The sequence below is a fragment of the Leptospira inadai serovar Lyme str. 10 genome (assembly GCF_000243675.2).
Classification (GTDB): Bacteria; Spirochaetota; Leptospiria; order Leptospirales; family Leptospiraceae; genus Leptospira_B; species Leptospira_B inadai.
Window position 1 is genome coordinate 341,613 of the sequence record NZ_AHMM02000006.1, and the last position, 13,934, is coordinate 355,546.

At 46.1% G+C, this 13,934-nt stretch carries 16 protein-coding genes; all 16 read left to right on the top strand.

Features of this window, described 5'->3' with window-relative positions; all coding sequences use genetic code 11:
- Positions 1-7: 7 nt before the first annotated feature.
- Entirely contained in the window at positions 8-784 is a 777-nt protein-coding gene (locus LEP1GSC047_RS02275) for a segregation and condensation protein A (RefSeq protein ID WP_010412089.1), read from the top strand.
- Entirely contained in the window at positions 760-1,329 is a 570-nt protein-coding gene (gene scpB, locus LEP1GSC047_RS02280) for an SMC-Scp complex subunit ScpB (RefSeq protein WP_010412087.1), read from the top strand. Before LEP1GSC047_RS02275 ends, scpB begins: the two co-directional genes overlap by 25 nt.
- Positions 1,316-2,407: a prephenate dehydratase gene (pheA, locus tag LEP1GSC047_RS02285; protein WP_010412085.1), complete on the top strand. Its 1,092-nt coding sequence runs from the start codon at positions 1,316-1,318 to the stop codon at positions 2,405-2,407. Before scpB ends, pheA begins: the two co-directional genes overlap by 14 nt.
- Positions 2,404-3,417 carry a prephenate dehydrogenase gene (locus tag LEP1GSC047_RS02290; RefSeq protein WP_010412081.1) on the top strand — a complete coding sequence of 338 codons (1,014 nt, stop codon included), beginning with the start codon at positions 2,404-2,406 and terminating at the stop codon, positions 3,415-3,417. Before pheA ends, LEP1GSC047_RS02290 begins: the two co-directional genes overlap by 4 nt.
- On the top strand, positions 3,398-4,714 hold the full coding sequence (gene aroA / locus LEP1GSC047_RS02295; RefSeq protein ID WP_010412078.1) for a 3-phosphoshikimate 1-carboxyvinyltransferase: 1,317 nt from the start codon (positions 3,398-3,400) through the stop codon (positions 4,712-4,714). The genes LEP1GSC047_RS02290 and aroA overlap by 20 nt, the downstream gene beginning before the upstream one ends.
- The gene (gene cmk, locus LEP1GSC047_RS02300; RefSeq protein ID WP_010412075.1) at positions 4,711-5,424 is read left to right on the top strand and encodes a (d)CMP kinase; all 714 of its coding nucleotides are present in this window, start codon (positions 4,711-4,713) and stop codon (positions 5,422-5,424) included. Before aroA ends, cmk begins: the two co-directional genes overlap by 4 nt.
- Before the next feature lie 32 nt (positions 5,425-5,456).
- Positions 5,457-7,139: a 30S ribosomal protein S1 gene (locus LEP1GSC047_RS02305; protein ID WP_010412073.1), complete on the top strand. Its 1,683-nt coding sequence runs from the start codon at positions 5,457-5,459 to the stop codon at positions 7,137-7,139.
- A 22-nt stretch (positions 7,140-7,161) separates the two neighbouring features.
- A complete protein-coding gene (locus LEP1GSC047_RS02310; RefSeq protein ID WP_010412067.1) occupies positions 7,162-7,905 on the top strand; it encodes a tetratricopeptide repeat protein in 744 nt (247 codons plus the stop codon).
- Position 7,906: 1 nt separating this feature from the next.
- Complete coding sequence (gene hisG, locus LEP1GSC047_RS02315) at positions 7,907-8,518, top strand: ATP phosphoribosyltransferase (protein WP_010412066.1); 612 nt, start codon at positions 7,907-7,909, stop codon at positions 8,516-8,518.
- Between the two features lie 75 nt (positions 8,519-8,593).
- Positions 8,594-8,794: a 50S ribosomal protein L32 gene (gene rpmF / locus LEP1GSC047_RS21005; RefSeq protein WP_010412061.1), complete on the top strand. Its 201-nt coding sequence runs from the start codon at positions 8,594-8,596 to the stop codon at positions 8,792-8,794.
- Between the two features lie 144 nt (positions 8,795-8,938).
- A complete protein-coding gene (plsX, locus tag LEP1GSC047_RS02320; RefSeq protein ID WP_010412059.1) occupies positions 8,939-9,943 on the top strand; it encodes a phosphate acyltransferase PlsX in 1,005 nt (334 codons plus the stop codon).
- 141 nt (positions 9,944-10,084) lie between these two features.
- On the top strand, positions 10,085-10,849 hold the full coding sequence (gene fabG, locus LEP1GSC047_RS02325; protein ID WP_010412055.1) for a 3-oxoacyl-[acyl-carrier-protein] reductase: 765 nt from the start codon (positions 10,085-10,087) through the stop codon (positions 10,847-10,849).
- A gap of 456 nt (positions 10,850-11,305) precedes the next feature.
- Complete coding sequence (acpP, locus tag LEP1GSC047_RS02330) at positions 11,306-11,539, top strand: acyl carrier protein (protein WP_010412054.1); 234 nt, start codon at positions 11,306-11,308, stop codon at positions 11,537-11,539.
- A 69-nt stretch (positions 11,540-11,608) separates the two neighbouring features.
- Positions 11,609-12,346: a ribonuclease III gene (rnc, locus tag LEP1GSC047_RS02335; protein ID WP_020988096.1), complete on the top strand. Its 738-nt coding sequence runs from the start codon at positions 11,609-11,611 to the stop codon at positions 12,344-12,346.
- Between the two features lie 13 nt (positions 12,347-12,359).
- A complete protein-coding gene (locus tag LEP1GSC047_RS02340; protein ID WP_010412047.1) occupies positions 12,360-12,821 on the top strand; it encodes an NUDIX domain-containing protein in 462 nt (153 codons plus the stop codon).
- Positions 12,818-13,909, top strand: a complete 1,092-nt coding sequence (aroB, locus tag LEP1GSC047_RS02345; RefSeq protein WP_010412044.1) for a 3-dehydroquinate synthase — start codon at positions 12,818-12,820, stop codon at positions 13,907-13,909. Before LEP1GSC047_RS02340 ends, aroB begins: the two co-directional genes overlap by 4 nt.
- Positions 13,910-13,934: the final 25 nt, after the last annotated feature.

Below are 13,934 nucleotides of genomic sequence, written 5' to 3' on the forward strand. Positions count from 1 at the left end.
TAGAAATATGGAGAGGGAGGACGGCGGGAAGACCTTTGTGGTCCAATGGAATAATACGGAAGGCGGAATCACCGAGGGGCCGTTAAATCTCCTTTGGTCTCTGATCGAAAGTTATAAAGTCGATATATTCGAAGTTTCTCTTTCGAGAATCACGGAAGACTTTCTCCATTTCCTGAAAATTTCGGAAAATATCCATATAGACTTGGGCGCAGAATACGCATTGATGGCTGCGAACCTAGTGTACTTGAAATCAAAAGCCTTATTGCCCGATCCGGGTTTTGAAGAAGAAGATTACGATCCGCCTCTCCCGCCGGAACTAGTCGAAAAACTCCTGGAACACAAGAAATTCCAACTAACGGCTCAGAAGCTATCCGAAGTCGATAAATCCCAGTCCGGCGTTTTTGTCCGGGAAAGCAACCAAGTCATCGAAGAGCAGGATTCTTGGCTGGATTTAAGCCTGCTCGACCTTATCTCCGCCTTTAACGAGATACTTGAAAAACGGGAGGAAGAAGGGGAGATTCCCGCTTTACTTACCGCGCCCCACCGATATTCTGTCGAGGAAAAGATGGAGTCGATTTCCACGCTCCTCGTCCAGAGGTCCGATATTTCTTTTGAGGAATTGTTTTCGTCGGTCAAACCCGAGAAAGCGGAAGTCGTCGCTGTCTTTTTGGCAATGCTAGAACTCTGCAAGCAGAGAATCCTGGTCATTCGCCAGCATAAAACCTTCGGCGAAATCCGTATTTTCTTGGTGGGAGAACCGTGGAACGCGAAAAATCCGGCTTAAAGGGACTGATAGAAGCCCTCCTTTTCCTTTCCGGGGAACCGCTCAAGCTTGCCAGCATCGCCAAATCGGTGGAGTGCGAGAAGCACGAAGCCAGGGAAATTCTAGACGAACTAATTTTGGATTATCAGGAAAGAGACGGCGGATTCGTTCTACGAGAGATTGCCGGAGCTTATCAATTCGCCACGAACGAACGTTTTTCCGAGATTTTGGGGAAACTTTTTAAAGAGAAAAAAAGGGACCAGCTATCCCGCTCCAGCTTGGATACGTTAGCTATCATCGCATACAAACAACCGATCACCTTATCCGAAATAGACGATATCCGAGGAGTTTCTTCCAGAGCGATGGTGACTTCTTTGATTTCAAAAAAACTCGTAAAACCGGTCGGTAATAAGGAAGTGCCCGGTCGCCCGGCGCTTTACGGAACCACGAAGGAATTCCTCCTGCATTTCGGCCTAAATAAACTTTCGGACTTACCCGCTCCCGTCGAAGTAAAAGAGCTAAAATTCGAAAACCTGGACGACTTAATCGAAAATGGCCAAGAATAACGACAAACTAAAGGAGTTCAGGGAAAAAATAGATTCTCTGGATAAGGAAATCGTCAAGGCCATTTTGGCCAGAGCGGAGATCGCATCCGCAATCGGCGAGATCAAACGCGAAAACAACGATCCGATTTATCGACCCGACCGAGAGAAGGACGTATATGAGAAAATTTTAAATCTCAATGTCGGACCTCTTCCGGATAAAGTATTGATCGCCATTTATCGCGAGATCATGTCCGGGTCCTTTTCGGTGGAAAAAGGACTTTCCGTAGGATATCTGGGGCCGGAAGGATCGTTTTCCCATCAAGCCGTTCGAGCTAGATTCGGAGCTTCCGTGGAAGCGAGCGAGTTCCCGTCCATTCCGGAAGTATTTCGCGCAGTCGAAACGGATAAGGTGGATTACGGAGTCGTTCCTGTGGAAAATTCCTCCGAGGGATTGGTCAACTCCACCCTGGACCAGTTTTTAGTTTCGGATCTGAATATTTATTCGGAGATCTATCTTAAAATTACTCTGAATCTTCTCGGTTTTGAACATGATCTCCATAAGATCGAAACTCTGTACGGAATCAAGATCGCTAATTCGCAATGCAGAAATTGGATCGCGGCGAATCTTCCCCATGTACAAATCTCCGAGACCCCATCCACATCCAGAGCGGCTAGCATCGTCGCGGAGAAAAAAGAAGGATGTGCGGCTATTGCTTCTTCGATCGCCGCCGAAATCTACGGACTGGATGTAATTCGCGAATCCATCGAAGATATGTCCGGCAACTCCACCCGATTTCTGATTATCGGTAAAAACCAATGTCCTCCTACGGGGAATGATAAGACTTCGATCGTGCTTTCCGTTCCGGATAAACCAGGATCCTTATATTCGGTATTGAAACCCTTCTTTGATAAGGGAATCAATCTTTCCAAGGTGGAAACGAGGCCGACCAGAAGAACATCCTGGGAATATAACTTTTTCATCGATTTCCACGGGCACAGAAAGGACCCGGTTATCGAGGAAGTTTTGAGCGTACTTAAGGAAAATACAATATACTTGAGGGTACTGGGTTCTTACCCGGTTTCTCCGCCGAATCCGTGAATTTTCCGTTTCGTAAAATTCTAATATACGGTCTTGGATTGATGGGGGCCTCGCTTTCGCTTGCCCTAAAGAAGAAGCGGTCCGGTGCGGAAGTGACCGGAATCGTATCTTCGCAAGAGAGTAAGCAGAAAGGAATCTCCTTAGGCTCCGCCGATCATTTATTAACGTCCATCGAGTTTCAAAATACTCCGAATTGGAGCTCTTACGATTTAATCGTATTCGGTGTTCCCGTCGACACGACGGTCGAATTGATCCGGACCCTGCCCAAAAATTTTAGCGGATATATGACGGACATGGGATCCACGAAGCGGGATATCATCTCCGCGGTGGATTCGGCGTTACCGTACAGTTTCAAAGAAGAACCGAAATCGAATATGGATACCGCGCTCGAACGCTCGGGCGATTCCGATACTTGGTCCGGAAAAAATGAAGTATCTTTCTCGGGGCATAGATACGTTTCCTCGCATCCGATGTGCGGATCGGAGGAATCGGGTTTAGAATTCGCTAATGCGGATCTGTACGAAAACCGACTCTGTATTCTGACTCGTCCGGCGGGCGCTCTTCCCGAGGCCTTTTCTAAATTGGAATCTTTTTGGAGATTCTTAGGAATGGAAACGATCGAAATCCCGGCTCTTGAACACGACCGGATCTTGTCCTACGTTTCTCATTCGCCCCATTTGATCTCGTCGATCATGGCGAATTGGGTTTGGGAAAACGAATGTGTCCAAAAGTTTACGGAAGGATCTCCTCTTCCGTTGACGGGCGGAGGATTCAGGGACATGACTAGGATCGCGGGTTCGAATCCGAAAATGTGGGCTCCCATTTTTTCTTCCAATCGGGACGAGATCTTTAAGTCTCTGCAAGAATTTAGAAAACATTTGGACGGAATAATTTCGGAATTGGATCCGCAAAAGCCGCTCGACCCCGATCACTGGAAGTCCTTTATGGAAAAAGCCCGGGTCAATCGGGACGGAATATTAAAACACAATAATGGTTCCAAGAAACGCTAATTCTTCCGGCCGGGAAGTAGAAGTCCCCGGCGATAAATCCCTTTCTCATCGCGCCGTACTTTTCTCGGTCCTTTCCCGAGGAACGTCCAGAGTCACCGGGTTTTTAGACGCCGAAGATCCTTTGAACACGATGAATGCCTTCGCCCTGGTCGGCCTTCAGGTGGAAAAGAAATCGTCAGGCACTTATCTATTCACTAGTCCGGGTAAGGCCAATTTACATTCCCCGAAAACGGAACTGGATTTCGGAAATGCCGGAACGGGGATCCGACTTTCTGCCGGACTTCTTTGCGGGGTTCCCGGCATTCATGCGATTCTGAACGGCGACGCTTCCTTGAGGAAACGTCCCATGTCTAGAATCATAAAACCTTTGGTCGCAATGGGAGCTTCGATAGAGGGTGAATCGGATCGGGCGCCTTTGAAAATTATCGGTCGGAAGTTGGAATCGTTTTCTTATTTCAGCCCGATCGCATCCGCCCAGGTCAAATCCTGTTTGATGTTGGCGGCGATGGCCTCCGAGACTCAACTGGAATACGAGGAAGAAATTTTATCGAGGGACCATACGGAGAATATGTTCCGATACTTAGGTAACTCGATCGAGTATTTTAGTCCGACCCATTTTAAGATTTCTCCGCCGTATCGATTTCAACCCGGTGAATTTAAAGTTCCGGGAGATATTTCCTCTGCCGCCTTTTTTTTGGTGTTGGGAGTTCTACTGAAAGAAGGTTCCATCGTCGTTCGCAATGTGGGTTTAAATCCTTCCAGAATAGGGATCTTAAAGGCTCTTCGTGCGATGGGAGCGAAGATATTCGTTCATAACGAGCGGGTAGAATGCGGAGAGCCGGTCGGCGATTTGGAAGCCGCTTCATCTAACTTGCATTATGCGGAGATTCCCGCGCACTGGATGCCTTCCTTGATAGACGAAGTGCCGATTCTCACGATCGCCGGACTTTTTGCCAAGGGAGGATTTAAAATTCGACATGCGGAAGAATTAAGAGCCAAAGAATCGGATCGGATCAAGGCAATGGTGGACAATCTTCGCTCTCTAGGAATCGAAGTCTGGGAATACCAGGACGGCTACGAATTTTCCGAATTAGGAAAAGGGAAACTTTCTTCCGAATCGGATGCTTGGCTTTCCGGAAAAGGTGGAAAAATACTGACTCGAATGGATCATAGAATTGCGATGAGCTTCCTGATTTTAAAAGCTCTCACCGGACTTCCCTTAGAGTTGGATGAAACTTCCTGGATCGAAACCTCTTTTCCCGGTTTCGAGGAAACGCTCAAATCGGTACTGGTATGAATGAAAATGTGATCGCCTTGGATGGCCCCGCAGGTACGGGAAAAAGCACGGTGGCTAGGGAGCTAGCGACTAGGTTAGGATATAAATATTTGGATTCGGGCGCTTTTTATCGTGCCTTAACTCTTTACATTTTTAGAAAGTATAAGAAAGCCCGATCCAAGGAAAGCTTTCAGGAATGGGTCGGAAAAGGTAATCCCGTCGAATTATCCGACGGAGCGATCGTGGAATGCATTTTCTCCGAGTCGGGGGAAAATAAGATTTTTCTAAACGGCGAAGACGTTTCCCTGGAAATTCGAATCCCGGAGATTACGAAGGAAATAAAACACATCGCCAATAAAGAATCGTACCGCGAATTCGTAAATAAACAGCTTCGTAATCTTGCGTTAATCCACAAATTAATTATGGACGGTAGAGACATAGGTACGGCGGTATTTCCGGATGCGCGTTACAAATTCTTCTTAACCGCATCCTCTAGGGTTAGGGCGGAAAGAAGATATTATCAATTAAAAGAGCAAGGAATCGATTCGGATTTGGATGAAATCGAAAAAGAAATCATCGCTCGCGATAAATCGGATACGGACCGTGAAATCGCGCCTCTCAAACAGGCAAAAGACGCAATCCTCATTGACACGGATAGGTTGCCAAAAAATACTGTTATTGGTAAGATTCTTGAGTGCCTCGAACACGGCATTTTAGGCGATCCGCACTAATCCCAAATAAATAACCGAGTATTCCAGCCCCTATGAGTAGCCAACAAGACAAGTCCACTTTTGCAGAAGTTTTCAAACAGTGGGAAGAAAAGAAAAACGATGAAGCCGAAGTCCGTAAGGATCAGGTCGTAGACGGGAAGGTTGTCTCGGTAGATACCGATTTCGTCTATGTTGCCATCGAAGGGCTGAAACAAGAAGGGCGCATCGCTCGGGCTGAATTTGACGAAAAACCCGAATTGGGTAGCATTGTCACTGCGCTGGTTAAGCGAAAAGAATCCACCGATTCCGGCTGTATTCTTTCTAAAAAAGAAGCCGACCAAAGAAAAGGTTGGGAAGTCGTTAAGGACGCATTTAAGAATAATTACCAGGTCACCGGCCGTCTCGTTAACGAGATTAAGGGCAAAGGTTATATCGTAAACGTCGAGGGTTCGGAGCTTTTCTTACCGGCTTCGCAACTTAGCTATAAATTTTCCGACGGCGAAAATTACAAGGGCGTAGAACTCGATTTTAAAATTATCGAAGTCAACGAACGCACTCGTTCCGGAGTCGTTTCCCGGAAAAAACTTTTGGACGAAGTCAATAACGAAAAATGGGATGCACTCGTTCAGAAAATCAACGTAGGCGATAAGGTAAAAGCGGTAGTATCTAAGATCGCTAGCTTCGGCGTGTTCTGCGATTTGGAAGGAGTCGTCGGACTTCTTCGCCAGAAAGATATTTCATATAAAAAATTCGCTCCCTTTAAGCAATATTTCACTATAGGTCAGGAAGTAGAGCTCCAAGTCCTGGAAATGGACAAAGAGAACAACAAACTGGCACTCGGACTGAAACAGCTCTATGAAGATCCTTGGGTTTGGGCTCAACGATCCTTGGAAAAAGATATGGTTGTTCGCGGGACCGTCACTTCGCTTACCAATTTCGGAGCTTTCGTGGAATTGAAGGAAGGCTTGGAAGGTCTCATACATACTTCCGAGCTGACCTGGTCCAAAAAACCGCCGCATCCGAAAGATCTGCTTAAAAAGGGGCAAGAGGTCGAAGCACTCATTCTGGATATCGATTTCGAGAACAGAAGACTTTCTTTGGGATTGAAGCAACTTCAGCCCAACCCTTGGGATACTCTCGGTCCGGAAGTTCGCGTGGGGAATTCCTTAACCGGTAAAATAACCGGGATCACTAAGTACGGCGCCTTTGTAGAAGTCGAAAACGGAATCGAAGGTTTGATTCATATCAGCGATATCACTTGGGACGAAAAACAAAAGAACCCGACCTCCTTATTGAAAAAGGGAGAAGAGGTTAAATACGTAATCCTTGATATCAACTTCGACGCTCAAAGAATTTCCTGCGGACTCAAGCAATTGCAAGAGCACCCGTACGATTCTTTACGCAATCGATACCCGGTCGGATGCGTGGTCGAAGGAAAGATTAAGAGTATCGTCGACTTCGGAATGTTTGTGGAGATCGAACCCGGCTTTGAAGGTCTTGTTCATATTTCCGAAATTCCCGGCGGAAAAGATAGTAATCTTCAAGAAACCTATAAGCCGGGCGATATCGTTAAATGCGCGGTCGTTAAGATCGACTCCAAGAATAAGAAGATTTCCCTTTCTATTAAGGATTTCGACAAGGCATTAGAGCGGGAAGAGATGGCAAAATATCTCAAAACTTCCGATGCGCCTTCCCGCGAAAGTCTCGGTAGCTTTATTAACTCCTCTTTGAAGTGAGGGGAGATTTCGGAAGACTTCCATGAAACGCTTCGAACCAAAGAACGTTAAATCATCCGTGCAGGTGAACGTGGATCCGTATGCCGATTTGAAGGGCGCAGAGAGAGCGTTTACTATTTTCTTCGCGAAAGTGGGTGAATATCGGAAGCAGGTTTTGGTAGGGGTCATCGTTTTGGTTCTCACCACGATCGCAGTAGTAGGTTGGAACGAATACCGCGCCGACCAATTCCGCAAAGGAACTCTGGCGATCGAAGGTTTGGAAAAGAAATTTCTACTGGATCCTACCATCGATCTAGCGGATAAGATTAAGCAATACGAAGAAGTCGCGTCGACGTATCATTCCAAATCTTTAAACATTCGCCTCTCCAAAACTCTCGGCGATTTATATGCGCGCAACGGAGAATTTTCGAAGGCCGCTACCAAATTGGAATGGGCCGGAAAGGAAATCGACGATCTCCCCGAGCTTAAGGCGTACTTTTTCTATATAGCGGGCAATTATCGCGAAAGCGGAAATCAATTTCCCGAGGCGGAAAGCGACTACGATACCGCCGTTTCGCTTTTAAATAATCGCAGGAATGTCGCAGGATTTTATTCCTGGAGTCTCTACCAATCTGCTCGCTTAAAAGCCAAGAACGGTAAAAAGGCGGAAGCAAAAGAGAATCTCCGTAAGGTGCTGGAGCAGGAAATTTCCTCTCCTTCCGATGAATATAAATCCGTTCGCGAACTTTCTACTTATCTTTTAGTAAAATTGAATCAAGGATCTTGATATGCTGACTCTGGCGCTTCCGAAAGGGCGACTCGCAGAGGAGAGTATCGAGCTTATGATTTCTAAGGGTTGGCTGGAAGGCCGCCCCGATCCGGATTCCAAAGAACTGATTTACAAGGATGCAAAGGGGAAGGTGAGAATTCTTCTCGTTCGCTCCCAAGATGTGGCGACGTACGTGGAACAAAACTCGGCGGATGCCGGTATTGTAGGTTGGGACGTGTTGAAAGAGGGTGGATACGACCTTCTTTTACCCTTGGATCTCGGTATCGGAAAATGCAGATTATCCGTGGCCGCTCCTCAAGGTTGGAATCTCAGCTCGGGCGGGCGTAAGGTTCGTGTGGCGACAAAGTATCCGAATATCGCCAGGGATTTTTTCCTATCAAAAGGGATCAGTTGCGAAGTTATTAAACTGTATGGAAGCATAGAACTTGCTCCTTTAGTCGGCTTATCGGATTGCATTGTCGATCTGGTATCCACCGGGAGTACATTACGTGCGAATAATTTGAAAGAAATCGAGACAATTCTAGAATCCACGGCAAGACTGGTATTTAACCGCTCTTCCTTGTATTCCAAGCGGCAGGAAGCCGGCGAATTTCTGGATTCCTTTGTATAGTTTGAAAAACGGTTGTATAAACGCCGTCAAAAAAAATCATAGTCGTAAAACGACCTTATCTAATAGAGAAGAACAATGGCAGTTCCTAAGAGACGAAAATCTAAATCCAAAGTAAGGATGAAACGGGCCCATCATGCGATCGGCAAGCCGAACCTGGTCCCCTGTCCGAACTGCAATTCTTTCCGCCCACCGCATAGAATTTGTCCCGTTTGCGGTTTCTACAAAGACCGCGTAGTTCTGGAGCCTAAAGTTAGGAAGCCTAACGAAGAGACCTAATTTTCCTATGGCGCCTTTTAAAACCGGCGACCGGATAGGAGCCAATCTCCATATAGTTTCTGTTCCCGCATTCCGTGGGAAGTTTTCCAACCGACCGTTCTCAATCCTTGAGAGCGGTCTGCCAACCGGCCTTTAAGGTTTCCTATGTGGGTCGCCGTCGATGCGATGAGCGGCGATTACGGTCCGGATCGGATCGTGGAAGGTGCCGTAGTCGCGGTTAACGAAGACAAGTGTAACGTAGTTCTCGTAGGAAAAGAAGAAGAGATCAGTGAAATTCTTTTGAAGTACGAGTATGATACGGAACGGATTCGTATCATACATGCCGGTGAAATTATCGAAATGCAGGATTCTCCTTCCATAGCAGTCAGGGCGATGCAGGACTCTTCTGTCGTCCAAGCCGCGCAATTGGTCGCGGATAAAAGCTGCGTCGGTATGTTTTCTCCGGGAAATACCGGAGCGACGATGGCTTCGGCTCTTCTTTATTTGGGACGAATTCCCGGAGTTCTGCGCCCACCGATTGCAGCCCCGATTCCAAGAGAGAAAGGACCTCCCACATTACTCGTAGACGCGGGCGCCAACGTCGATTGTAAGCCGGAATACTTGGCGCAGTTTGCAGTCATGGGCGAAATCTATTCTCGTCTTATCTTCAATATTCCTAGACCGAAAGTAGGTCTGCTTTCCAACGGAGAAGAGGACAAGAAAGGAAATTCAGTCACACAGAAGGCGTTTGAGTTATTACGAAAACTGCCGATCGAATTTGTAGGGAATGTAGAAGGCCGAGATCTTTATGGGGGCGGTAGAGAAGTGGACGTAGTCGTTTGCGACGGCTTTGTAGGCAATATCGTCTTGAAAGCAACGGAAGGATTATCCAAATCGATCTTCAATGTCCTGCGCGAGAGCATCGCGCAATCCAGTTTGGCTCAGACCGGGGCGCTCCTCTTAAAACCCACTTTTACGGCGATTAAGAAAAGATTGGATTACGCGGAATACGGGGGAGCCTTATTATTAGGCGTCGACGGAACCTGTCTGATCGGTCATGGCTCGTCCAATGCGCAGGCGGTTAGAAGCGCGATTCGAGTCGTAGTAGAATGCGCAAAACGAGACGTAAATCATAGAATCACCCAAGACATTAAAAAATACAATATTTGATTCTCCTCTTAGAAGACGGGACTTTTCCCGTTTTTCCGTTCCTTCTTTATGATATTTGAATGATGCTTCTCTGCAAAACACCCTTGACCCCTCGGAAGCCGAAAATACGCTAACCGCAGAATCTGGTGAGGAAAGAAACCAATGATTGATCTGAAAGGCAAAAACGCCATTATTACCGGGTCTGCCCGTGGAATTGGGAAAGCAACCGCTCTTAAACTGGCTCAAGCCGGTGCAAATGTTGTAATTGCAGATTTAAACGAAGAAGCGAGCAAGGCTACTGCGGCCGAAATCGCAAAAGCTACTGGCGTAAAAGCGATCGGAATTTCCGTCAATGTTGCCAATGTCGAATCCGCACACGCGGGTGTTCAAGCGACTGTGGACGCATTCGGTTCCGTGGATATTCTCGTAAATAACGCGGGAATTACCAAAGATACCTTGCTTCTTAGAATGAAGCAAGAGCAATGGGATGCCGTGATTGCCGTTAACCTTACGGGAACTTTCAACTGCACACAGGCCGCAATTAAGTTCATGGCAAAGAACCCGAACGGGGGATCGATTATCAATCTCTCCTCGATCGCCGGAGTGAACGGCAATATCGGCCAAACCAATTATTCCGCCTCGAAAGCGGGGGTAATCGGATTTACTAAAGCCGTAGCATTGGAAATGGCCTCCCGTAAAATTCGCTGTAATGCGATCGCTCCGGGCTTCATTCATACGGAAATGACCGACGCGATTCCTGAAAAGCTCCGCCTGGCGATGATTGCTGCCATCCCTTTGAAACGTGCGGGACAACCGGAAGATATCGCGAATACGATCGCTTTTCTTGCATCGGATATTTCTTCCTTTATCACCGGACAGGTGATCGAAGTAAATGGCGGGGGATTTCTACCGGGAGCGCAAGCGTAAGAAAAACGAAGCGTTTTCGACTACGAAATCGTACCCGAAAGCCCGGTTTTTTCCGGGCTTTTTCGTTTTTATACAGAATACACGGCGAACGCCGTTAGAATGTCTCTATCTATGTGCGAGTTTCTCCTAGCGTTCGTTCGAAAGAAGAGTTTCATTGCGAATTTTGAATGAAATCAAGTTCGTATTTTCGATTTTAGTTTGGTTTTCCAAGTTAGAATTCCGGAATAAAATAAGTTTCTCATTTTATTGAAAGAAACTTTGAGTCAATGTGACTTTTCACTTACGAAATTTTTTCCTCGGATTTTTCTTTTCCAACGGGTTTTTTTCGGAATCTAATCCGTTAACGCTTGCCAAAACTTTCCAGATAAAAATGTTTAAAAATCGGTGGATGAATTAATCCCCAGTTCTAAACCTAACTAAAACTTACATACCACTTCGGTGGTACGGAGGAAACAAATGGCAGATTTCGAAAAGATAAAGTCCATCATCGTTGAGCAACTCGGAGTCGACGAATCCGAAGTCACTCCCGAAGCGCACTTCATCGATGACCTTGGAGCAGACTCCCTTGATACCGTTGAGCTAGTAATGGCTCTTGAAGAGGAGTTCGGTGTTGAAATTTCCGACGAGGATGCTGAAAAGATCCAAACCGTCGGAGACGTTATCAAATTCATCGACGCTCTTAAGTCCTAATTTGACTAGATTTCCGGGTTCTTACGGGAACTCGGAATTCTCTTTTTTTCTTTCTTTTATCAAACTCCTTTGATAAAAAAAAATCCACCTTCTAAAACGAAACTTAACAAGCTCGAAAGGCTGAAAGGCCTGACAATATTATGCGATTCCTTGGGAATCCGTTTTAAGAAAACGGAACTGCTAGAACTCGCATTCGTACATAGTTCCTATCAAAACGAAAGTTCGGAATATGAAGAAGATAATGAGCGCCTCGAATTTCTGGGCGATTCCGTATTGGGATTAGTAGTCGCTCGCTTTCTGTACGGAAAGCATCCGAATGCGACCGAAGGAGAACTCTCCAGGCTTAAATCCAAATTAGTTTCCACCGCCGTTCTAAACATAGTCAGCAATCATTTAAAATTATCCGATTACGTCTTATTAGGAAAAGGAGAAGGGCAGGGCTCCAGTCAAAAGAAATTAAGCGCGAACCTCTTCGAGTCCCTTATCGGAGCGATTTATCTGGATCAGGGACTCGAGATTGCGGAAAAAATAATTCTGAATCATTTAATAGCATTTGCGGAAAATCCCGAAAAGATGGAATCTGTAAAGGACTTCAAGACCCTTCTCCAGGAAACGTGCCAAAGGAAGTTTAAACTACTGCCTACCTACAGATTGATTCAAGAATCCGGACCGGATCACGCTAAGACGTTTCTCGTTAGTGTCAGAATTCGGGACAGATACGAGGCAGAGGGAACCGGGCGAAATAAGAAGTTTGCGGAACAAGATGCAGCTCGTAAAATGCTGAAGGTCCTCGGAATAAAGGACTGATACAGAAATTCGGATGGAATTCTTCTTTAAGAAAAAAGGCTTACGAGTACGGGTCGCTGCGTTGATCCGGAATAGACAGGGAGAGATCCTACTTTTACAGCAGAAGAAAAAGGATTCGTACTATTGGTTATTGCCCGGAGGCGGAATCGAATTCGGGGAGAGTGCGGAAGAAGCGTTGATAAGAGAACTGAAGGAAGAGCTTTCGCTAGACGTCACTTCGGCTACTTTTCTATTTCTGAACGAATCCATAGATCCGAAAGGAAATCGTCACCTAATACAATTGGTCTTTTTAACGAAGGTGAAAAAATTGGATCCGGAAATGAATCTAAAGGAAAAGGCGATTACCGGATTCGGATATTTTCCCGTAGCAGCCATTAAGGAAATGGATATTCGACCCGACATTAAATCCTATCTTTCGTCGGCAAAGTTTAAACCGGCACCGCATCTTAAAAGTCAATGGGTGTACGATAAATGAATCCGATCCGGGAAATTAGAATTAAGACTTCCTCGAAGGAATATCCGATTATTTTGAATCGGGATTTCAAAGGTTTAGCCGGATCGATTTTGAATATTAAAGGAATCTCTTCCGTTTTCATAATAACGGAACGAAAGCTTGCCGGTCTCTTTTCCAAATTTTACAATCAAGAGTTGCAGACTATCCATTTGCCCGTGCATGAGATCTACATTAGAGGCGGAGAAAAGAATAAGCATATCGGGCGAACCGCGGAGGTTTATAATCAATTAATCCGTTCGGGAGCGGATCGTAAAAGTTTGATACTCGCTGTCGGCGGTGGAGTCGTCGGGGACTTTGCGGGATTTATCGCATCCACATTCTTACGAGGTGTCCGATTCGCCCAGGTTCCTACTAGTTTATTGGCCTGTGTGGATTCCTCCGTCGGCGGAAAGGTCGCCGTTAACGCCGACCTTGGTAAGAATATGATCGGTTCGTTTTATCAACCCGAATTCGTATTCGCTCCATTCTCGGCTTTATCCACCCTTCCTAGAAAGGAATGGAGATGCGGTATGGCGGAAATCGTAAAGCATTCCCTCTTAGAGGGTGGCGAGTATTTAGAAAAGGTTAAAAATCACGGGTCGGAAATATACGATCACGAATCTCCGGTTCTTCATGACTTCATCGCTGACTCAGTACGGTTTAAAGCCAAGGTAGTCGGACAGGACGAGAGGGAAACAGGATTGCGTAAAACGTTAAATTTAGGTCATACGACGGCTCACGCGATCGAATCTCTAACTAAGTACAGAAAGTACTCGCACGGGGAAGCCGTTTCCATCGGTCTACTCACCGCTATGATCCTATCGACCGAAAAGGAAGGTCTAGATATTTCTTTTATCGATTTCGTTAAGAGTATTTTGCAAAAATATGATTTGCCGTACCGGGATCAAAGTAAATCCAAACTGGTCGCGCTTCATACGCTGCATGATAAAAAGAACGTAGGCAATTCGGTCCGGTTCGTTTTGTTGAAATCTCCTGGCGAGCCGGTTTGGGATATACCTATCGCTCTCGGGGAAATTGCCGAAGCTTTTCGCAAGCAAAAGAAGTTATAAAAAGGCATTCCCGCTCGGACTAGAT